This window comes from Streptomyces sp. NPDC050636, from assembly GCF_040654775.1.
GTDB lineage: Bacteria > Actinomycetota > Actinomycetes > Streptomycetales > Streptomycetaceae > Streptomyces.
The window spans coordinates 55,153-75,267 of the sequence record NZ_JBFAIP010000013.1 but is presented as its reverse complement, the minus strand read 5'-3'; the positions used below and the strand labels follow the sequence as shown (position 1 = coordinate 75,267).

The following is a 20,115-nucleotide window of genomic DNA, read 5'->3' as shown; positions in this document are numbered from 1 at the left end:
AACTGATCGCCATGGGGGACCTGGCGCTCAGAATCGATGACGACACCGTCGTATGGCTGCGGGCTGATCCTCCCGGCCCGCTCGGCGCCGATGCGGCGAAGTGGCACAGCCCGCCGCCGAGTGCGGATCAGCGGCCGGACGGCGACGGCGAATTGGAGCTGCCCGAGGCCTTCGGGTCCGCCCGGCCCGTCAGCGTCGACAGCCGGATGAGCCGCGCGGTGACCCGCGGCGGGGAGGTCCTGGAGGAGGCGCTGCGCCCGCTGAGCGGTGTGCTCGGCCAGATCCACCGGTCGATCTCCAGCGGCAGTCACCGCCCGGACGAGGTCACGGTGCAGTTCGGTGTCACGCTCGGCTCGGACCTGAAACTCGGGGTGTTCTCCGGAAAGGGCGAGGCGAGTTTCACCGTGTCGGCCACTTGGAACCTCGGTGGTGCGGGCGAGCAGGGCACGACGCCCGGGGCCGGCGGCACGCGCGAGGCCGGCGGGACGAGCGCGGTCGGCGCCGCGAGCGAGGCCGGTGGGGCGGCGCCGTGATCACCGACGCCGGTCCGGATTCGCCGCTCCAGCTGTCCTTCGCCTCCGTACGCCACGGCGGACAGCCGGTGGGTGCCGGTGTGCTGGTGTCCGAACGGCTCGTCCTGACCTGCGCGCATGTCGTCAACAGCGCGCTGGGCAGGGGGCGTTTCGCACAGGAGACCCCCGGATACGGCGACCCGGTCACGGTCCGGCTGCCCCATGTCGCGGCCGGCCGGGACCTCACGGCACACGTCGTACGGGAGATGTGGGTGCCGCCGCGGGCCAAAGCGGTGGGCAGCGATCCGGTCGTCCCCGGGAGCCTGCCCTACCACGGCGATCTCGCGGTCCTGGAGCTGGCGGCCGACCCGCCGGCAGGGGCGGCACCGGCACCGTTCCTGCTGCACAACTACGGCAACGAAGTCGTCGCGTTATGGGCCAGCGGCAACCCGCTGCCCACCGTGCGCGCCGTGCCCCGGGTCTCCGCGCCACCCTGGATCGCGCTGGATGTGAGCGGCGGCGCCCAGGTCACCGAGGGCTTCAGCGGCGGGCCGCTGTGGGACCGCGAACGCCAGGCCGTGGTCGGCCTGGTCGCCGCCGTGCACCGCGACCCCGGCCCGACCGCCCCCGGCGCGCCACCGGCCACGATGTACGCCATCAGCGTGCCGGCCATCGAAGCCGAACTCCCCACGCTGCCGCCCTCGGCAGTGCCCACGGCCCGGCGCGGCGTACAGCAGCTGCTCATGGCGCTGGAGCGGGTACTGAAGGGCCGGGAGGCGGTCTTGGCCTGCGAGGAACGGCTCGCCGCCCGGCTCGGCAGGCCCTCGGCGGGCCCGGCCGCCGACCTGGAACGGCTGGCCGGCCTGGCGGTGAGCGTACGCCGCGGCATCCCCGAACTCCTCGACCTGGTACGGGACCACGTCCCCTACGGCGGTGACCCCTACGACCCGCATGCCCGGCCCGGCAGGTATGCCGCCCGCGACGACTGGGAGCGGCTGCGCCGCGCCGCCCGCGCGGTGCGCCCGGGGGAGTCTCTGACCACCCGCCAACGACGCGATCTGTCCGGCCTGTTGGCCCACTGCACCCGTACCGACCCGAGGGCCCTCCTGGAGTGCGTACTCCCGCACGCGCCGGAACTGCCCGCCGTGACCGGTCTGGCCGACGCCATGGACGCGCTGGAGGGGTTCAGCTCCACCGCCGGCGCGCCCGTACCGCCGCTGCTGCAGGGCGTGGTGCGGATCAGTGCCGACGAGCGCGCGGCCGGTGCGCTGTACCCGGCCGAAGACCTGGACGCCTGGGTCGAGCGGGTGGCCGCACGGTCGGGCGTCGACGACGCGGCGGTCAGCCAGTTCCGGGCGGATCTCGCGGCCGCCGAGGTCTCCGCGGCCTGCGGCCGCCCTGCGGCGCCGGGCGCTCCGGCCGGCCGGATCAATGGCGCGGGCGAACCGGCCGTCGCCCCGCGCGTCCAGGTGGAGTTGCTGCCGACGGCCACCGGGCGGCGCTTCACCTATCAGATCTGGGCCTGGGCGGACCGTCAGTCGCACCGCCTCGCCCTGGTCAGGGACGAGGAGGCGGGCAGTGAGCAGGTGGTCGACGACATCCGGCGGGTGCTGCGCACCGAGGTCCGGGAGGACCCGGAGACCGCGCTGGTGGAGTACTTCCTGCCGGCAGCCTGGCTCGGCCTTGAGGTCGATTCCTGGGAGTCGTGCGACAGCGACGAGGACGGGCCGTTCGCGCCGGGCATCACCCGCCGCGTGGTGGTCCGCACCACCGAGCGCTCGCGGGAGAGCTATGCCGGCTGGAAACAGCGCACCGCCGCGCTGCCGCACGCCAAGCGCCTGGTCCTGGACCAGCGGCATACGGACCGCAAGGTCGCCCGCGCGCAACTGGAAGTGCACCGCGACGCCGGCACGGTGATCCTCTGCTGCGAACCGCACCACCACGGGACGCTGCTGCGCCAATGCGTCCAGGCCGGGGTGCACACCGTCCTGTGGCACCGTGCCGAACACGGCGAGCGGATCGCCCACGACCTGCTGGCCCTCGTGGAGGGCACGGACCATACCCAGGTCCCCGAGGCGGTGCGCCTGGAGCGGGCCAAGGCGATGGCCGAGCCGGAGAGCGCCTCCCACCATGGCCGCCGGCTCTCGCTGCTGTACGACGCGCCGGACCACCGGCCCCCGCAACTCGCCCCGGATGCGTGGGTGTTGACGCAGCCGTGATGCCAGTCGTGATGCCAGCCGTGAAGTCAGTCGTGAAGCCGGCCTGATCAACGTAGCCATGAACGCCATGAACGCCATGAACGAGGAGATCCGCGCGGTGACCGGACAGAGCGCAACAGGCGCACACGACGACTCCGGGATGGCGCCGGAGGACTGGTGGGTGTTCCGTGGCCCGTCAGGGCTGCCGGCCCCGCCGCCCTGGCGTCGCTTTCCGGCCACCGCTGGAAGCGCCGAGCGTGCCCCGTACCTCCTGGAACGCAATGAGATCTCCGTCGTCAACGCCGCGCTGCATCTGCACCGCCCGCTGCTGGTCACCGGCCGCCCCGGCGCGGGGAAGAGCTCTCTGGCCCGCGCCGTCGCCGAAGAGCTGGAGCTCGGCGACGTCCTGCGCTGGTCGGTGAACAGCCGCTCCACGCTTCAGGACGCCCTCTACCGCTACGACGCGGTGGGCCGCCTCCGGGAGACCTCGCTGCGGCGCGAGCGCGAGGAGCGCAGCGGCTCCGCGCGCCGGCCCGGGGGCCGGCGCCCCGCCGCGGGCAGCGACATCGGCCAGTACCTGCGGCTCGGCCCGCTGGGCAGCGCCCTGGCGGCGGACCGGCCCCGGGTGCTGCTCGTCGACGAGCTCGACAAGGCCGATATCGACTTGCCCAACGACCTCCTGGTCGTCCTGGAGGAAGGCGAGTTCGAGATCCCGGAACTGGCCCGGCTGCCCGAGCACCAGCAGGACGTGCCGGTGCTGCTGAGCGGCAGCCGTGAGCGGGTGGCGGTCCACCGAGGGGTGGTCCGCTGTACGCACTTCCCGATCGTGATCATGACCAGCAACGGCGAACGGGACTTCCCGCCCGCGTTCATGCGCCGCTGCGTACGGCTGGATCTGCCGGAACCGACCGGCGACCGGCTGCGGAAGATCGTCGAACACAACCTGGGGCGGCAGGCGCTCGCGGCGGCGGAGGACCTCATCGAGGTCTTCCACCAGCGCTCGAAGACCCAGACGCTGGCCACCGACCAGCTCCTGGCCGCGGTCCATCTGCGCCTGAGCGGCGCGGACCTGACCAAGGAAGAACTCCTCGCCGCTGTACTACACCGCCTCGACGAGCCCATGTCGCCATGATCGACCGACTGCGGCAGACGATGTCCGGCGCGGGGTACGACCTCGGGGCCGCGGAACTTCTCGATGTGCTGTGGCTGGCACGGGTGATGGAGGGGAAGGGCCGGGCGGGGGAGAGGGCGACGGATGCGGCGGATGACGGCCCCGGGGCCGCTGATGCCTCGGGGGCTGCCGGGTCTTCGGGTGCCGAGGGGTCTTCCGGGAACGACTGGCCGGATGGCACCGGCAACGGCGGCAACGGCGCCGACAACGGCCACGACGGTGGCGACGACCTGTATGCCGAGCCGGAGTCCGGCGCCGGCACCCGCACCGGCACAGACACCGATCCCGTAGGCCCGCCCCGCCGCGCCCTCTACGCCATGGGCAGCCAGGGCGGCGGAGCGGGCGGCGAGCGTGCCCGGCCCGCGCGGGCGCCCGGCAGGCGCGCATTGCCCGACGCCCAGCAGCTGGGCCGGGCGCTGCGCCCGCTGCGCCGGTCCCGGGACCACCCGCACCGCACCGTCACCGACATCGAGGCCACCGTCCGGCTCGCCGCCGAGACCGGCTTCCTCGACGTCGTCTGCCGCCCCGACCAGGAACGACGCTGGTCGGCCGTGCTGCTGGTGGACTGCTCCCCGTCCATGCAGGTATGGGGGTCGCTCGCCGCCGAGCTGCGCCAGCTCCTCAGCCGGAGCACGGTCTTCCGCTCGGTCCAGGTCCATACGATCGACCCGCGGGTCCCCAGCGGCCCGGTGCGGCGCCACCAGGCGGCGGGCACCGCGGTGACGTTCCTCCTCACCGACGGTACGAGTCACGGGTGGCGCGGCCCGCAGGCCGTACGCGCCCTGTCCGAGTGGGGGCGCGGCGGCCCGATGGCCGTACTCAACCCACTGCCCCGGCGGCTGTGGCGGGGCACCGCCCTGGACGCCCGGCCCCGGCTTCTCGCCGCGCCGGGCGCGTTCGATCCCGTGGGACGGCTCGTCGTCTGCGATGCGCTGAGCGGCGAGCCCGACCCGGACGCGGCCGGCGCCCTCGCGCTGCCCGTCCTCCACCCGACCGCCTCCGCCGTCGGCCAGTGGGCCGGACTGCTCACCCGACCCGGCGTCCCGCATCTCGTCGAGACCGCGCTGCTGGGCGAGGCTCCCCTGCGGACGCCGCCCCAACCGCACGGAACCGCCGAGGAGTTGGTGACGCACTTCAGGGGCGCGTTCTCGCCCGAGGCGTACCGTCTCGCCGTCCGCCTCTCCGCGATCAGGCCGCTGACCACGCCGCTGATGCAGCTGGTGCGCACCGCGACGATGCGCGACACGGGCCCCACGAACGTTGCGGAGATCCTGCTCGGCGGACTGCTGGAACGTGCCGACCAGGGCGGGCAAGCGGCCGCCGCACGGACGCTGGACCGTGCCCTGGGCGCGCCACCGGGCCAACTGGTCCAGCCCGTCTACGACTTCCGGCCCGGAGTGCGCGAGCTGCTGTTCAGCGGACTCGGCGCGGAACAGGCCGTGGAGGTCGTCGAGTCGGTCGGCCGGTCCCTCGAACCGTATATGGGGCGCCTGCCGGACTTCCCCGTCCTCATGGGGGACGCGGCGGGGGAACTGCGGCTGCATGATTCGGCCCGTGCGTTCGCGGTGCTGGCGAGTCCGGTGCTGGAGCGGATGGGCGGGGCGGCGCGGGAGTTCGCGCCGTCGCCCGTATCCGGGCCTGCGCCTCAGCCTGCCGGATCGGCGCCTGCGCCTTCTGCGGCCGTGGAGCCCTCGTCCACGCCACCGCAGGCCCTGCGCTTCACGGTGCTCGGCCCCGTACGGGCCTGGCGCGGGGACACACCCCTCGTGTCCGGCTCCCTGCGGCAGCGCGCGCTGCTCGCCGCGCTCCTGCTCCGCCGGGGGCGCCCCGCCACCGCGCGAGAGCTGATCGACGACCTCTGGGGTGACGAGCCGCCGCAGGGTGCGCGCAATTCCCTGTACGCGTACACCGCGCGGCTGCGCAGGGAGCTCCGTGACGACGCGGTAGCCCTGATCCGAGTACGGGATGGCTACGCGCTCCGCGCCCCCGACGGGAGCCCTCCCGCCCTCGACCTCGTGGAGGCCGAGCGGCTGATCGAGCAGGCGCGCGGCGCCGGAGACCCGGGCGTCGCCCGTCAACTGCGGGACAGAGCACTGGCGTTGTGGGACGGTGAACCGCTGGCCGGCCTGCAGGGATCGTTCGTCCGGGCGCAGCGTGAGCGTCTGGAACGGTGGCGGCGAGACCTCATCGCCGGGGTGTACCGGCCCTTCGGGCAGGAGGAGGCGAAGGCCGCCGTCCCGCCGACGGCCGCTGCACCCCTCCCCGCCATCCCCGAACCCTTCGTCGGACGTACCGAAGAGATCGCCCGCCTGGTCGCGGCGCTGACGTGGGGCGACGACGATCTGGCGCCCCGCTGGGTCATCCACGGCCCGGCAGGCGTCGGCAAGACGGCCCTCGCGATACGGGTGGCCCATGAGGTGGCCGATCACTTCCCGGACGGGCAGCTGTACGCAGACCTGCGGGGCAGCGAGCGCGGCGACGCCGAGGACTCGTCGGCCGTGGCCGACATCCTGGCGGGACTGCTGCGGCAGCTCGGTGTACCCGCCGATCGCGTGCCCCGGGAGTACGCGGCCCGCGCCGCGAAGTACCGCGAACTGCTGGCGGAGCGCCGGGTGCTCATCGTGCTGGACGACGTCCCCGACGCACCGCAGACGCTGGGCCCTCTCCTCCCCGCCGCACCGGGCACCGCCGTCCTGATCACCAGCCGTCCCCGCCCTTCGCCCCAGGTGATCACCCGCACCATGCTGCTGCCCCGCCTGCCATCGGACGAGGCGCTGGAGCTCTTCACCCGCCTGGTCGGCGAGGAGCGGGTGGCGGCCGAGCCCGAGGCCGCGTACGACGTGGCGGCCACCGGGGCGGGGCTGCCGGCGGCGATCCGCACGCTGGCCGCACAAGTCGCCGCGTCGGAGCGCCCGCTGGCCGAGTGGCATGTCGACCGCCCGGACGCGATTCCCCCCGCGCACGGTGACACCTCGGGCTTCGCAGTCGAGTGGGCCGACATCCAGCGCTCACTCGCCCGCGAGCTCGCCGCCAAGGAGCTGCCCGACACCCAGCACGACGAGGCGCTGTCACGCCTGCTGACCTGCTACCTGGCCATGGGCCGGCAGATGCACGAAACCCGGTACCCGGGCGACCGGATGGTGCACGATCTCGCCCGTGCCTCTAATGATGGGCTCTCGGCCGCGAAGGACAGCCCCATGGGCCTGGCCGCCTGGTCCGACGAGACGCTCCACGTCCTCGCGCTCGTTCGCCAGGCCATGGTCATGAACTCGGGCAGTGTCCGGCACGCGGCGGATCTCCTCCTGCTCGTCCAGGTGACGGCGGAGTCCGGGGCACATGCCGCCGCGTTCGAGCCGGCCGCGCATGTCGTCGCGAGGCGCGCGTCCATCGAGGGCGATGCCCGTGCGGAGGGCCGGGCCCGGGTCGCGCTCGCCGACGCGTACATCGCGATGGGGAAGTTCGCCGAGGCCGAGCCCGAGGCGAGCGAGGCAGGCCGCCTCGCCCGCGCCGCCAACGACCCCCTGACGAACTTCCGCGCCCCGTTCGCGTCCGGCATCATCGCCCTCCACCAGCGACGGCACGAAGAAGCCGAGCGTCATCTCACAGCGGCCTGGGAACACTGCCGGACCCGCAACGACGAACTGGCCGAGGCCGCCGTGCTGGCCGCGCTCGCCCGGCTCTGGGCGGCGACCGGCACCGGCGACGAGGCCGTTCTGTTCGCCGAGCGGAGCGTGGGAATCCACCGACGGGCCGGCGACGGTGGCCCACGGCTGGCGCACGGCCTGTACGCGCTGGCCGAGGCGCTGTCGGCGGCCGGCCGCCATGCCGATGCGCTCCGCGAGCTCCTTCAGGCGCTGCCGCTCTTCGAGGAGGACCGGCAACGGCTGTGGGCGGGCCGGACCCGTTGCCGGATGGCCGAGGCGATGGTGTCGCTGATCCGGCCGAGCGAAGCGGCGGCCGCCGCCCAGGACGCGGCGATGCGGCTGCTGGTGCCGGGCGGTGAGCGGTGGCGTGCCGACGCGCTGCTCGCGCTGGGGCATGCGGAGACCGCGCTGGGGCGGAAGCAGAGCGCCCAGGGCCATTGGCGCGAGGCGCTCGCCGTGTACGAGGCGTTCGGCGCCCCGGAGGCGCGCAGTACGCGCGCCTTGTTGCGCGACAAGACCGCGCCGCCGTCGTCAACCGCACGCACGGCGTCCCGCACCGCCGACACGGCCAGCACCGGAACCGCCCTCCGCGACCTGACCGCGGCCGTCCGCACCCTGCGCGACCAGCTCCGCCTACAGGCCGCTGCCCAAGGGACTGTCCGCCAGGAGTCCGCCTCCCCCGACCTGGACGCCCACCTCGGCATCCTCGAAGCCGCCGAAGCCGAACTCGACGGCCGGGTGGGGGACTTCGAGCGTACGGGCCGGTTGGCGCGGCCGCCCCGGGCCGGCCTGGACCGGCTGCGCGACGTGGTGGAGACGGTCACCGCGTCCGACGCGATGCCGTCCGCCACGACCGCCGCGGCCCGTGAGGTAGGCCGCTGCCTGGACCCGTGAGCAAGCGCCCTCACCCGGCTCTGCCGCCACCTGTTCCCGTCCCCGAACCGGATTCCGTCCCGGAACACGTCCCGGAACCCGTCCCCGCCCCGCTCCCCACCCGCGCCCGCAGAAACTCCCCCAACGCGCCCGCAAGCGCCGCGGGCGCGTCCTCCTGCACGAGATGCCCCGCACCCTCGATGAGGCGGAGGCGCGCCCCGGGGATACGCGCGGCCAGCTCGCGCCCCTTGGCCACCGGGATCCAGCTGTCCTGCACTCCCCAGCAGACCAGCGTCGGCAGCGCGATCTCGCCGTACCGCCCCTCGATCTCCTCCGTGAACCGCTGATCGTTCTGCTCGATCTGCCGGTAGAACGCGGGCTGCCCCTCCTCCGTACACCAGGGGTCGACCAGCGCGGCGAGGACGGCCGGATCCAGTCCCGGATGGCTGGCCGAGGAGACGTACTCCCCGACCAGGGCCCGGTGCAGGGCCGGCGGCAACTGCCCGAAGACGTCGGAATGCGCACCCAGCAGGCGGTACGTGGGCGACCCCCAGGGCGCCAGCGCCACCGGGTCGACAAGCGCCAGCCGCTCGTACCGCGCGCCGTGCAACAGATGCGCCCGCAGCGCGACACACCCACCGAAGTCATGAGCGACCACGGCCGGTTGGGCCGCCCCCCAATGCGCCAGCAGCTCACCGAACACCACCGCCTGCGCCGCGAGCGAGACGTCCTGCCCCTCGTACTTCTCCGAGGCGCCGTAGCCCGGCATGTCCCACACGAACACCCGATGGCGCTCGGCGAGGGTGCGCGCGACACCCCGCCAGACATACGACGAGAACGGCGTCCCGTGCAGCAGCACCACCGGCGGAGCGTCGGCATCCCCCTCACCGAGCACGGCCCACCGCACCTCACCCGCCGAGCTGCGAAACGTACGGTCCAGAAGCCACTGTGTCATGAGCGTAAGGCTAATTACTCCTTACGGAGTCGTCGAGGGGTCGTACCCGCCTCATCTCGCACCCACCTCGACTCTGACCCCTCAGCCCTGAACCCACCCTCGACAAGTGGGTTCACGGCGAGTTCGCCGGTGCGCTCGTCGAACGCATGCACCCCCGCGCCGCACATGCGCCCCCGGGGCTCGCGGCGGGTGCTCGTAGAATCACCCCACCATGGCTTACCTCGACCACGCCGCCACCACTCCGATGCTCCCGGAGGCGGTGCAGGCGATGAACGCCCAGCTGACCGTCACCGGCAACGCGTCCTCCCTGCACGCCGCCGGCCGGCGGGCCCGGCGCGCCGTTGAGGAGGCGCGGGAATCACTCGCCGCCTCCCTGGGCGCGCGCCCGAGTGAAGTCGTCTTCACGTCGGGCGGCACCGAAGCCGACAACCTCGCGGTCAAGGGCCTGTACTGGTCCCGCAGGGACGCCGACCCGGCGCGTACCCGCGTGCTCGCCAGCCCCGTCGAGCACCATGCCGTCCTGGACGCCGTGGAATGGCTCGCCGAGCACGAGGGTGCGAACGTCGAATGGCTGCCGGTCGACGGCTACGGCCGGGTGCACGCCGACGCGCTTCGCGCGGCCATCGCCCGCAACCCCGCCGATGTCGCGTTCGCCACCGTCATGTGGGCCAACAACGAGATCGGCACGATCCAGCCGGTTCATCAACTCGCCGAGGCGGCAAGGGAGTTCGAGATCCCGCTGCACGCGGACGCGGTGCAGGCGTTCGGCCAGCTGGAGGTCGACTTCGCCGCCTCCGGGCTGGCCGCGATGACCGTTTCCGGCCACAAGATCGGCGGCCCGTACGGCATCGGTGCGCTGCTGCTGGGCCGCGAGTACGCCCCGGTGCCGGTGCTGCACGGCGGCGGCCAGGAGCGGCACGTACGCTCCGGCACCCTCGACACCCCCGCCATCGCCGCCTTCGCCGCCGCCGGACGGTATGCGGTCGCGCACCGCGAGGATTTCGCCCGCGACATCGGCGCCCTGCGCGACGATCTGATCAAGGCCGTCCACGCCGCCGCACCCGACGCCGTCCTCGGCGGCGACCCGGACCCCGCCGGCCGCCTCCCGGCCAACGCCCACTTCTCCTTCCCCGGCTGCGAGGGCGACTCCCTCCTGCTGCTGCTGGACGCCCAGGGCATCGAATGCTCCACGGGCTCCGCCTGCACGGCCGGTGTCGCCCAGCCGAGCCACGTCCTGCTGGCCACCGGCATGGAGCCGGACCTGGCGCGCGGCACGCTGCGGTTCTCCCTCGGCCACAGCTCCACCGCGGCAGACGTGGCGGCGGTGGCGCAGGCCATCGGCCCGGTGGTGGAACGGGCGCGCAGCGCAGGCCTCAGCTAGGGCCGGTCCGATGGGCGTCATGGCCGGGCCCGGGGCCCTGCTCACGCACCCCGCTCACGCACCCCGCTCAGGGTCACGCCCCCTCCTTCGGGGACGGCGTACGCCGCAGCTCCGCCCGTACGAGCTTCAGATACCGGTCCCAGTCCCAGTGCGGCCCGGGATCGGTGTGATCCGTGCCCGGCACCTCCACATGCCCGACGATGTACTCCCGGTCCGCGGGAAAGCCGTACCGCCGGCAGATCCCCGCCGTCAGCCGCGCCGACGACGCGTACATGGCACCCGTGAACGACTCAGGCCGGTCCACGAACCCCTCGTGCTCAATCCCCACACTGCGCTCGTTGTAGCCGCGATTGCCCGCGTGAAAGGCCACATCCAGCTCGCGGGCCAGCTGCGCGACATGCCCGTCCTTGCGTACGACGTAGTGCGCGGCGGCCTCATGATCCGGATCCTGGAAGACCTTCAGCGCGGTCGCGTAGCTGCCCTGGACGACATGGATGACGACCCGGTCGATCTCGTAGTCCGCCGGCCGGTCCGCGCGCCGCCAGTTCTCCGGGGACGCCTCCACCCACTGCGCGCCCCGGTGGTCGACCTCGCCCGCCTTGCGCGGCTTGTCATGGCCGGGCAGCCGCCACCACCAGTGCGCCAGATCCTCCCGCGCGCCCAGCGCCGCGGCCCCGGCGGCCACGACTGCGCCACCCCCGATCCACAGCGCCCGCCGCCGCGTGACCCTGGCCCGGCCCGCCGAGCCCTGACCGGTCTCCCTATCGGTCTCCCGATCGGTCTGCTGGCCGCTCTCCTCCCCGATCTTCCCCATGCGCTGCATAACGCTTTCGGTGCTGTCGGTGGTTCCGTCTACTCTGGAGAAGTTATGACTGATGACGCTCCCCGCCGCCTCCGCGTACTCGCCGCCATGTCCGGTGGCGTCGACTCCGCCGTCGCCGCCGCCCGCGCCGCCGAGGCCGGCCACGACGTGACCGGCGTCCACCTCGCCCTGTCCGAGAACCCGAAATCGTTCCGTACGGGTGCCCGCGGCTGCTGCACGATCGAGGACTCGCACGACGCCCGCCGCGCCGCCGACGTCATCGGTATCCCCTTCTACGTCTGGGACCTGGCCGAGCGCTTCCGTGAGGACGTCGTCGACGACTTCATCGCGGAGTACGAGGCCGGCCGCACCCCGAACCCGTGCCTGCGCTGCAACGAGAAGATCAAGTTCGCCGCGCTGCTGGACAAGGCCCTCGCCCTCGGCTTCGACGCCGTCTGCACCGGCCACTACGCCACGGTGACCCTCCGCGAGGACGGCACCCGCGAACTGCACCGCGCCAGCGACATGGCCAAGGACCAGTCGTACGTCCTCGGTGTCCTGGACGACAGGCAGCTGGCACACGCCATGTTCCCGCTCGGCGACACGATCACCACCAAGGCCGAGATCCGCGAAGAGGCCGCCCGCCGCGGCCTGTTCGTCGCCAAGAAGCCCGACAGCCACGACATCTGCTTCATCGCCGACGGTGACACCCAGGGCTTCCTCGCCAAGCGCCTGGGCACGGCCGAGGGCGACATCGTCGACGAGGCGGGCAACAAGCTCGGCAGCCATGAGGGCGCGTACGGCTTCACGATCGGCCAGCGCAAGGGCCTCCGCATCGGCCACCCGGCTCCCGACGGCAAGCCACGCTACGTACTGGACATCTCCCCGGTCGACAACACCGTCACGGTCGGCCCCGCCGAGTCCCTCGACGTCACGGCCCTGACCGCCATCAAGCCCCGCTGGTGCGGCCGCCCCCCGACCACCGGCCCCGCCACATACACCGCCCAGCTTCGCGCCCACGGCGGCGAGACAGAGGTGACGGCCGAGCTGGTGGACGGCACCGAGCTGCGGGTTTCCTTCACCGAGCCGGTACGGGGAGTGGCCCCAGGCCAGGCGATCGTCCTCTATGACGGGAGCCGGGTGGTGGGGTCGGCCACGATCGCCACTACGGAGCGGCGGGTGCGGGCGGGGGCTGAAACGGGCTGAGACTCTTCCGCTCCGGTAGCAGGCTTGGCGCCCGTGTCAGGCACTCGTCACACTTGCGATGACGATGCGTTGCCCTCTGACGTCGGTCAGGTAGCTGACCATGACGTGCTGACCGTCCGAGGCGATGCCGTCTTCGATCCGGAGTCCCGGAGATGTGCCCTGGTAGGCGGCTCCTTCGAGGTAGACCATGGAGTTGACCACCGCCAGTTCGGCTGCGATCCGCTCGATCTCGGTACGGAGGGTGGCGGACAGGCTCTCGCCCAGTGCGTCGGAGATGTACTCCCACCTCCAGTCGCTCACCCCGCCTCCAGGGCTTCGACCTCGCGCTCGGCTGCGTGCAGGATGGCGCCGATCTCTTCGATCGCGGCCTGTCGCTGTGCCGCGTCCTCGCTGGTATGGAGGGTCTCCTCGGCGGCATGGAAGCGGGCGGCCCGAGCGGGATCGCGCTCGATGGCGACGACGGTGCCCCACCGCCGGTAGAACAGCCGGATGGGGGCGGTGCTGCCGTGCTGACCTGCGCGGTCGAATGCTCGCTGCATCTCGGCGACGAGATCCGGCAGCCTTCCGGGAGCCAGCCTCGCGACGGCGGCACGCAGGGCGGGAAGCGTCAGCTCGGGCATCGGCATAAGTGGCCCGTCATGGTGCACTGGTTGGCTGCTCATGCGGAACTCGTCTCCTCGCTCTGCCGGGCACCCCAGCCTACCCGCGCGTCTTGCGCAACTGCCGGGAATCCTGACGGCTCCCGTGGCGCGGTGGGCTTCAGGCGGCACACGACACCTCCGGCGAGGCGGCGCGACAGTCCCGGCAGCATCCCGGGCGATCGGCGCGGAACGCGCGATCACAGCTGTCGCAGTTCTGGAGCGGGACGACGGGAGGCCGGTCCGGCCGTGGCGGGGCCGGGCTCGTACGGGCCGGCGGGCGCAGGACGGCCAGCCGGTGGGCGAGGAGGCGGTCCGGGCGGCGGTTGATGCACTGGGGCAGGCCGCCGGTCAGGGCGCTGGTGATCTCCTGCGGGGCGATGCCCCGGTCGAGCCACTCGGTGACAGCGGGAGCCAGGGCGGCGATCTCCCGCTCGGAGAGCAGTAGGCGGCGGTCCCGGTGGTGGAGAAGGGCCAGGAGGTCGGCGGCCTGGGGTTCCGGTTCTGATGCCGGCGCGGGCGTGGATTCCGGCTCGGGTTCGCGTACGGGGCCGGGGTGCCCGGGGCGGGAGGCGCGGGGCGGCTCCGGGGCGCGGGAGACGGCATCGGCCTCGCCATCGGCCTCGGCCTTGGCGGCAGCCTCCGGCAGGTCGTACGCGAACGTACGGGTCGTCATCCGGCCGTGCGCCCCGCGCTCGACACGCCGCTCCAGCCACCCCTCGCTCTCCAGCTCGCGTAACGCCGCGGCGATGACGATCTTGCCCTCGGCGAAGTGCGTACAGAGCGCCTGAATGGTGATCGGCGCGCCGTCCGGGAGCGACAGGATGTACGCGGCGACGCCGACCGTGACCGCGCTACCGGCGCGCTGCGCAAGGCGGTTGGCGAGGACGGTGAAGTGGGAGGTCTGGCGCGCGCGAATGTGAATGACGCCGCTGGATGCGGTCGACGGCGCGTTAGAATGCGCTGAAGTCATGGGGAAGGTCCTTGTTCTCTTCCTCTGATTAGGCCCTCGGATTGGGACTGCCATCCCGCCGGGGGCCGTTCTCTTTCTGATTGTGGTCGCAGATCGCAGCGTTCGTGCCGCTGGATCCGCACCGAGAGTAACCGCATTCCGGACGCCGTCGTGTCCAAGTCACCCGATGGGGTGAGGAGTTGGCGACGGCGGGGGCGGTAGGTGGGTGTGGTTCTCTGCCCGGGTTCTTTGGTTGGTCGGCCGGATCACCGGCGGACGGTGGGGCGGAACCTGGTGCCGCCCCACCGGTATCCGGTCAGCCGGCTTCCGGCGCGACCTGCTGGAACTGACAAATGTCATGCGGATCTGAGGACAATCGCGACTGTTGCCGGGCCCGGCCGTGCCCGAAGCTGAACGTGTCGAAAGCAGCAGTGCCGAAGCGCCAGTGGCGTCGTAACGACGCAGTTCAGAGCGTTAGTTGGGGGAGTCCGCGTGAGCAGCCAGGTCAATGTTCAGAGCTACAGCCAGAGCCGGAGTGACGCGGGCAGCGTCAAACCCGCCCGCAATCCCGCCCGCAATCCCGTGCTGGAGAGCTTCCTGCCGCTGATCGTGGACGTGGCGATTCCGCTGGCCTCTTACTACATCCTCAGCGACGGCTTCGGCTTCAGCACGGTGGCCGCGCTGGGCTGGAGCAGTGTGGTGCCGGCGCTGCGTACGGTCTGGGGCGTCTTCAGGGGAACCGGCGTCAACGGCCTTGCCGTGCTGATCCTCATCGTCAATATCGCGAGTCTGGTCGTGAGCACGATGTCCGGCGATGCGCGGTTGATGCTTGCCAAGGACAGTGGAGTGAGCAGCATGGTCGGGATAGCCGTGATCATCTCTGTGTTCACGGGACGGCCCCTGATGACCGCTGGCCTCAAGCCATGGGTGACGAAGGGGAGCGCGGCCGGAAACGCCGCCTGGGACCGGCTGATAGCCGAGTCGGAGCCGTTCCGCCGGGCCGAGCGGAGGTTCTCGCTGATATGGGGGGTCGTGCTGCTGGTCGAGTGTGTGGTGAAGGTGATCGGCGCATACACCGTGCCGGTGCACACGATGGTCTGGCTGGGCACGGTGCTGACGGTGGTGGCCGTGCTACTGGCGATGGTCGTCGCAGGCGGCAGCTCCGCCGACCCGATGGAGAAGATGGTCAAGGCCGAGGTGGAGCGTACCGCCGACAACAGTCATGGCGAAGCGGGGACGGATGCCCTGGCTGCTGCGCCGGTCCCCCAGTAGCCGGAACCTCGTCAGCGGGCACTTCCAGCGACCCCAACCACGCACTCGTATCTGCTTATTGAGCCGCTCTCTTCGGTTGTTGAGGCGTTCTCATCGGTCCGCTGGCTGCGGCGCCATTGAGCGTCGAAGGCCGACGAGTTCGAGTTCCGCGAAGATCGCGACCACCACCGCGCCGACGACCATGAACGCGATTCCCAGGCCGGTGAGCGGTATTGCGCCCGTGAACGCGAGCAGGAGGAGCGCCACACAGGACAGGAGGTTGCCCGCGACTACGGTCGCGGCGAGGCGCGGCGGGATCTGCGGATAGCCGGCGATGAGGGCGAGGGCGGCGGCTCCGCCCAGCATGGCGATCCCGAACGGGATGGACCAGGTGGTCGGCAGGCCGAGCGGGTCGCTCAGCCACGTACTCCCGACGAGCATGACGACGCCGAAGGCGGCGGTGCTCCAGCTGTCGATGCGCAGGCTGGCGCGCAGCAGGTCCGATGCGGTGCTGTCGGACGCCGAGCGTGGGCCGGTCATGGTCGCAGTGCTCATACAAGTCTCCTTGATCAGTGGGGCCGGGTCCTGAACCGGGCCTGAACTGGGACTGAACCGGCCTGAACCATGTCTGAACGGGCCTGGTCCGGCCCGGGGCCGGCCGTGCTCCGGCCTTGTCTGGGGAGACCGTGGCATCGCGAAGGGCATGGACTCAATGACCTCTGAGGTCATGGCTGCTGTGATCAACGGGCGGTTATGCTCCCCGGCATGGATGCGAAGCAGCCGTCTCGGGTGGGTGCCCTGCTACGGGAGTGGCGCCGGCGGCGCAGGCTCAGCCAGCTCGAACTCGCCCTCCTGGCGGACAGCTCCGCGCGGCATCTGTCCTGTGTGGAGACCGGCCGCGCGCGTCCGAGCCGGACGATGGTGCTCCGCCTGTCCGCCGCACTGGACGTCCCACTGCGCGAGCGCAACACCTTGCTGGTGGCCGCGGATTACGCACCTGCGTACCGGGAGAGCAGTCTCGACGACGAGGACATGGCGTCGGTCCGGTCCGCGCTCGACATGATGCTCACGGCGCACGAGCCGTACCCCGCCGTCGTGGTCGACCGCTGCTGGAACGTACTGACCGGCAACCGGGCCATGTCCGTACTGATGGACGGCATACCGTCGCATCTGCTGGAGCCGCAGCCGAATGTGTACCGGCTGGCCCTGCATCCCGACGGGCTGTCCTCGCGGCTGGCCAATCACGGCGAGGTCCGACCGCTCTTCCTCGAACGTCTGCTGCGCCAGGTCAACGCCACCGGGGATGCGGAACTGCGCGCGCTGTACGAGGAGGTGTGCCGGTACCCCGCCCCGGCGGACGAAGAGCCGACGGCCGGGGCCGGTGTCCCGGCAGCGCGGCCGGGCCCGGTGCAGGTGCCCCTGAGAGTCCGCACGCCACAGGGCGAACTGTCGATGTTCAGCACCATGGCCACGTTCGGCGCTCCGGCCGATGTCACGCTGTCGGAGCTGGCGATCGAGCTGTTCTACCCCCTCGACGAGTTCACCACGAAGACCCTCCAGGAGCTGGCCGGGATGCCGGGCCAGGTTCTGCCCGGCGCGCCAGGCGACCGGCCCGAGTGGGGACGGGAGCCGCAGGAGCCGCAGGAGCCGAAGGAGCCGAAGGAGCCCCCGTTCCCGTTCCCGTCCGCATCCACATCCGCATCCGCGTCCCCGTCCGCATCCCCGTCCGCATCCCCGCCCCCGTCCCCAATCGTTATGCGGGACTAATGGGGCGAACGAATCTCTAAGTGGCGTAAGCGATTTGGCGCGCCTTGACGGTCGCCTGAGGCCGCAGGAAGCTGAGCCGCCCCCCATGGCAACCCTCCTCTTTCACAGTTGGACTGCCCATGCGCCCGCTTGTTTCCGCAGGTACGCTCACGGCCGCCGTTACCGTGGCCCTGCTGCTCACCCCCTCCGCTTATGCCACCGCCCCCGGCGACAACGGCACCGTGAAGATCCACGACGCCACGACCCGTGAGGAGCTGCGCAAGAACGAGCCCCACGTATGCACCTTCTATCTCGACGCCTTCGGTTTCGATGGCGGCCAGCAGGTCGACTGGCACATCGAGGCCTGGGCCCCGACCGCTGACGTCAAGGGCGAGACCGTGAAGTCCGGTTCGCTGACGCTCGACGGTGCGGGGCATGGCCGTACGCAGGACCAGTCCCTGCCCGACGGTCACTACAAACTGTTCTGGACCTTCGACGGCGAGCACGGCCGGGCCAAGCACAAGGTCTTCTGGACCGACTGCGAGGACGACACCCAGCCGGGCGGCAACAAGCCGTCGTCGCCCGCCAAGCCGTCCGCCGAGTCGTCCGCCCCGGCGGGCGCCGCCCCGGCATCGCCGGCTTCCTCCCCCTCGTCGTCACCGTCCGCACCGGGCGGCGGCGATCTCGCCGAGACCGGTAACGGCGCGCCCGTCGGCCTGCTGTCCGCGGGGGCCGCCGTGCTCGTCGCGGCCGGTGGCTACCTGGTGTTCCGCCGCCACAAGGCACAGCAGCACTGATATGTCCGTGTGTCCGTGCCCCCGTGCCCTGTATGAGTACGGGGGCACTGCCATGCGCGGATGCTCAGCGCCGGACACACCGGCGAGGCCCGGATGCCCCCACGCGTCGACCGCCACTCACCGCTGATTGCTTCGTTCACGGCGGAGATGACGGGCGAGCGTCAATCGGCTGAGGATGAGGCGAGAGTGAGCCCGCTGTGAGGTGACGCACAGGCCGTGAAGGACGGCGTGCGAGCGCGGGTGGTCGGCCCCCGGGCCCTGTGACCTGGGGCGTGGGGCGCACGGGCCAGTAGGGCCCGTAGCGGGGGGAGTTGACGGAGTGGTGACGGTCTGACGTTTTGTTCGGTCCGTAGTCGTCCGCAGCCGAGGGCAGCGGCGGGCGGCAAATAGGCTCGACGGAGCGACGGGGGTCAGAGGCCGCTGTGCCGAGGTCCGGGGACGTGCCGCGATCCGGACCGCAGACGGCTTTCCGCCGGCCACGAAGGGAACGGAAGCTATGTCGATTGGTCAGACCGAGGTTCAGGCCGAGGCCGAGGTCAAGGTCAAGCCCGGTGTCCAGCCGGCCGGGCCGGCGTCCCTGCACACGGAGCTGGTCCGGCGGAATCCGGGGGAGCCGGAATTCCATCAGGCTGCTCTGGAGGTGCTGGAGACGCTGGCCCCCGTGCTGGCCGCCCGCCCGGAGTTCGTCGAGGCGAAGATCCTGGAGCGGCTGTGCGAGCCGGAGCGGCAGATCATGTTCCGGGTCCCGTGGCAGGACGATTCCGGGGCGACTCACGTCAACCGGGGCTTCCGGGTGGAGTTCAACAGCGCGCTCGGCCCGTACAAGGGCGGGCTGCGTTTCCACGCATCGGTGAATCTGGGGATCGTGAAGTTCCTCGGCTTCGAGCAGATCTTCAAGAATTCCCTGACCGGCCTGAACATCGGCGGCGGCAAGGGCGGCAGCGATTTCGACCCGCACGGCCGGTCGGACGCCGAAGTGATGCGGTTCTGCCAGTCGTTCATGACGGAACTGCACCGGCATCTGGGTGAGCACACGGACGTCCCGGCGGGCGACATCGGCGTCGGCGGCCGCGAGATCGGCTATCTCTTCGGCCAGTACCGGCGGATCACCAATCGCTGGGAGGCCGGGGTGCTGACCGGCAAGGGCGTCGCCTGGGGCGGCTCCAAGGCCCGTACGGAGGCCACCGGATACGGCAATGTGCTGTTCACCGAGCAGATGCTCAAGCGGCGCGGCGAGGAGCTCGACGGGCAGCGGGTCGTGGTCTCCGGCTCCGGCAATGTCGCCATCTACACGATCGAGAAGGCCCAGGCGCTCGGCGCCAGCGTCCTGAGCTGCTCGGACTCCGGCGGCTATGTCGTCGACGAGAAGGGCATCGACCTGCCGCTGCTGAAGCAGATCAAGGAGGTCGAGCGCGGCCGGATCAGCGAGTACGCCGAGCGGCGCGGGGTGTCGGCCAGGTATGTGCCGGGCGGGCGGGTGTGGGATGTCGCCTGCGATGTGGCGCTGCCGTCGGCGACGCAGAACGAGCTGGACGCGGACGCCGCCCGGGTCCTGATCCGTAACGGCGTCCGGGCGGTGTCCGAGGGCGCGAACATGCCGACGACTCCGGAGGCGGTGGCCGTCCTGAAGGGTGCCGGTGTGGCCTTCGGTCCCGGGAAGGCGGCCAACGCGGGTGGTGTGGCGACCAGTTCGCTGGAGATGCGGCAGAACTCGTCGCGCGAGGCATGGTCCTTCGAGCGTACGGAGAGCGAGCTCGCGGCGATCATGCGCGGGATCCATGACACCTGTTACGAGACGGCCGAACGGTACGGCCTGCCCGGCGACTATGTTGCGGGCGCGAACATCGCGGGGTTCGAGCGGGTCGCGGACGCGATGCTGGATCAGGGGCTGATCTGAACCGGGCAGGAGGGGCGGGGGAGCGCTGCGAGGGGCGTTCGGGGCGTCGACACGGCCGCGCCGCCACTCCGCCACCCCGCCGCCTCGTAAGG

General features: G+C 71.8%; 16 protein-coding genes. 10 read left to right on the top strand and 6 right to left on the bottom strand.

Annotation, left to right across the window (positions count from 1 at the left end; translation table 11 throughout):
- The first annotated feature begins 11 nt into the window (after positions 1 to 11).
- From AB0I10_RS13985 to AB0I10_RS13970, 4 genes are all read left to right on the top strand, one after another.
- Entirely contained in the window at positions 12 to 533 is a 522-nt protein-coding gene (locus AB0I10_RS13985) for a CU044_2847 family protein (protein ID WP_363152671.1), read from the top strand.
- On the top strand, positions 530 to 2,731 hold the full coding sequence (locus AB0I10_RS13980) for a trypsin-like peptidase domain-containing protein (RefSeq protein ID WP_363152670.1): 2,202 nt from the start codon (positions 530 to 532) through the stop codon (positions 2,729 to 2,731). Before AB0I10_RS13985 ends, AB0I10_RS13980 begins: the two co-directional genes overlap by 4 nt.
- A 139-nt stretch (positions 2,732 to 2,870) precedes the next feature.
- The gene (locus AB0I10_RS13975) at positions 2,871 to 3,842 is read left to right on the top strand and encodes a MoxR family ATPase (RefSeq protein WP_363152731.1); all 972 of its coding nucleotides are present in this window, start codon (positions 2,871 to 2,873) and stop codon (positions 3,840 to 3,842) included.
- A complete protein-coding gene (locus AB0I10_RS13970) occupies positions 3,839 to 8,419 on the top strand; it encodes an SAV_2336 N-terminal domain-related protein (RefSeq protein WP_363152669.1) in 4,581 nt (1,526 codons plus the stop codon). Before AB0I10_RS13975 ends, AB0I10_RS13970 begins: the two co-directional genes overlap by 4 nt.
- A 10-nt stretch (positions 8,420 to 8,429) precedes the next feature.
- On the opposite strand, the gene AB0I10_RS13965 is transcribed toward AB0I10_RS13970, so the two are convergent.
- Positions 8,430 to 9,353: an alpha/beta hydrolase gene (locus AB0I10_RS13965; RefSeq protein WP_363152668.1), complete on the bottom strand. Its 924-nt coding sequence runs from the start codon at positions 9,351 to 9,353 to the stop codon at positions 8,430 to 8,432.
- Positions 9,354 to 9,564: 211 nt separating this feature from the next.
- Between AB0I10_RS13965 and AB0I10_RS13960 the strand changes: the two genes are divergently transcribed.
- Entirely contained in the window at positions 9,565 to 10,734 is a 1,170-nt protein-coding gene (locus AB0I10_RS13960) for a cysteine desulfurase family protein (protein ID WP_363152666.1), read from the top strand.
- A gap of 73 nt (positions 10,735 to 10,807) precedes the next feature.
- Here AB0I10_RS13960 and AB0I10_RS13955 read toward each other — a convergent pair whose 3' ends face one another.
- Complete coding sequence (locus tag AB0I10_RS13955) at positions 10,808 to 11,548, bottom strand: N-acetylmuramoyl-L-alanine amidase (RefSeq protein ID WP_363152665.1); 741 nt, start codon at positions 11,546 to 11,548, stop codon at positions 10,808 to 10,810.
- A 54-nt stretch (positions 11,549 to 11,602) separates the two neighbouring features.
- Between AB0I10_RS13955 and mnmA the strand changes: the two genes are divergently transcribed.
- Entirely contained in the window at positions 11,603 to 12,742 is a 1,140-nt protein-coding gene (gene mnmA / locus AB0I10_RS13950; RefSeq protein WP_363152664.1) for a tRNA 2-thiouridine(34) synthase MnmA, read from the top strand.
- Between the two features lie 36 nt (positions 12,743 to 12,778).
- Here the strand turns inward: mnmA and AB0I10_RS13945 are convergent, their stop codons facing one another.
- The 3 genes from AB0I10_RS13945 to AB0I10_RS13935 all read right to left on the bottom strand — a co-directional run bounded on the left by AB0I10_RS13945 (position 12,779) and on the right by AB0I10_RS13935 (position 14,353).
- Positions 12,779 to 13,042 carry a hypothetical protein gene (locus AB0I10_RS13945; RefSeq protein WP_363152663.1) on the bottom strand — a complete coding sequence of 88 codons (264 nt, stop codon included), beginning with the start codon at positions 13,040 to 13,042 and terminating at the stop codon, positions 12,779 to 12,781.
- Positions 13,039 to 13,404: a hypothetical protein gene (locus AB0I10_RS13940; protein WP_363152662.1), complete on the bottom strand. Its 366-nt coding sequence runs from the start codon at positions 13,402 to 13,404 to the stop codon at positions 13,039 to 13,041. The genes AB0I10_RS13945 and AB0I10_RS13940 overlap by 4 nt, the downstream gene beginning before the upstream one ends.
- A 97-nt stretch (positions 13,405 to 13,501) precedes the next feature.
- Positions 13,502 to 14,353, bottom strand: coding sequence for a hypothetical protein (locus AB0I10_RS13935; protein WP_363152661.1), 852 nt, complete (start codon positions 14,351 to 14,353; stop codon positions 13,502 to 13,504).
- A gap of 564 nt (positions 14,354 to 14,917) precedes the next feature.
- Here AB0I10_RS13935 and AB0I10_RS13930 point away from each other — a divergent pair.
- The gene (locus AB0I10_RS13930) at positions 14,918 to 15,604 is read left to right on the top strand and encodes a VC0807 family protein (RefSeq protein WP_363152730.1); all 687 of its coding nucleotides are present in this window, start codon (positions 14,918 to 14,920) and stop codon (positions 15,602 to 15,604) included.
- Positions 15,605 to 15,694: 90 nt separating this feature from the next.
- Here the strand turns inward: AB0I10_RS13930 and AB0I10_RS13925 are convergent, their stop codons facing one another.
- Complete coding sequence (locus tag AB0I10_RS13925; protein WP_363152660.1) at positions 15,695 to 16,138, bottom strand: hypothetical protein; 444 nt, start codon at positions 16,136 to 16,138, stop codon at positions 15,695 to 15,697.
- Between the two features lie 210 nt (positions 16,139 to 16,348).
- On the opposite strand from AB0I10_RS13925, the gene AB0I10_RS13920 reads away from it, so the two are divergent.
- From AB0I10_RS13920 to gdhA, 3 genes are all read left to right on the top strand, one after another.
- A complete protein-coding gene (locus tag AB0I10_RS13920; protein WP_363152659.1) occupies positions 16,349 to 17,350 on the top strand; it encodes a helix-turn-helix transcriptional regulator in 1,002 nt (333 codons plus the stop codon).
- 119 nt (positions 17,351 to 17,469) lie between these two features.
- Positions 17,470 to 18,126: a hypothetical protein gene (locus tag AB0I10_RS13915; RefSeq protein WP_363152658.1), complete on the top strand. Its 657-nt coding sequence runs from the start codon at positions 17,470 to 17,472 to the stop codon at positions 18,124 to 18,126.
- Positions 18,127 to 18,622: 496 nt separating this feature from the next.
- Positions 18,623 to 20,023 (top strand): NADP-specific glutamate dehydrogenase, encoded by a 1,401-nt coding sequence (gene gdhA, locus AB0I10_RS13910; protein WP_363152657.1) that lies wholly within the window; start codon positions 18,623 to 18,625, stop codon positions 20,021 to 20,023.
- The last annotated feature ends 92 nt before the right edge of the window (positions 20,024 to 20,115 follow it).

Coding starts and splice junctions, on each gene's coding strand:
- AB0I10_RS13965 (WP_363152668.1), bottom strand. CDS start 9,353: ATGACACAGTGGCTTCTGGACCGTACGTTTCGCAGCTCGGCGGGTGAG.
- AB0I10_RS13955 (WP_363152665.1), bottom strand. CDS start 11,548: ATGGGGAAGATCGGGGAGGAGAGCGGCCAGCAGACCGATCGGGAGACC.
- AB0I10_RS13985 (WP_363152671.1), top strand. CDS start 12: ATGGGGGACCTGGCGCTCAGAATCGATGACGACACCGTCGTATGGCTG.
- AB0I10_RS13915 (WP_363152658.1), top strand. CDS start 17,470: ATGCGCCCGCTTGTTTCCGCAGGTACGCTCACGGCCGCCGTTACCGTG.
- AB0I10_RS13960 (WP_363152666.1), top strand. CDS start 9,565: ATGGCTTACCTCGACCACGCCGCCACCACTCCGATGCTCCCGGAGGCG.
- mnmA (WP_363152664.1), top strand. CDS start 11,603: ATGACTGATGACGCTCCCCGCCGCCTCCGCGTACTCGCCGCCATGTCC.
- AB0I10_RS13925 (WP_363152660.1), bottom strand. CDS start 16,138: ATGAGCACTGCGACCATGACCGGCCCACGCTCGGCGTCCGACAGCACC.
- gdhA (WP_363152657.1), top strand. CDS start 18,623: ATGTCGATTGGTCAGACCGAGGTTCAGGCCGAGGCCGAGGTCAAGGTC.
- AB0I10_RS13920 (WP_363152659.1), top strand. CDS start 16,349: ATGGATGCGAAGCAGCCGTCTCGGGTGGGTGCCCTGCTACGGGAGTGG.
- AB0I10_RS13940 (WP_363152662.1), bottom strand. CDS start 13,404: ATGAGCAGCCAACCAGTGCACCATGACGGGCCACTTATGCCGATGCCC.
- AB0I10_RS13970 (WP_363152669.1), top strand. CDS start 3,839: ATGATCGACCGACTGCGGCAGACGATGTCCGGCGCGGGGTACGACCTC.
- AB0I10_RS13975 (WP_363152731.1), top strand. CDS start 2,871: ATGGCGCCGGAGGACTGGTGGGTGTTCCGTGGCCCGTCAGGGCTGCCG.
- AB0I10_RS13935 (WP_363152661.1), bottom strand. CDS start 14,353: ATGACTTCAGCGCATTCTAACGCGCCGTCGACCGCATCCAGCGGCGTC.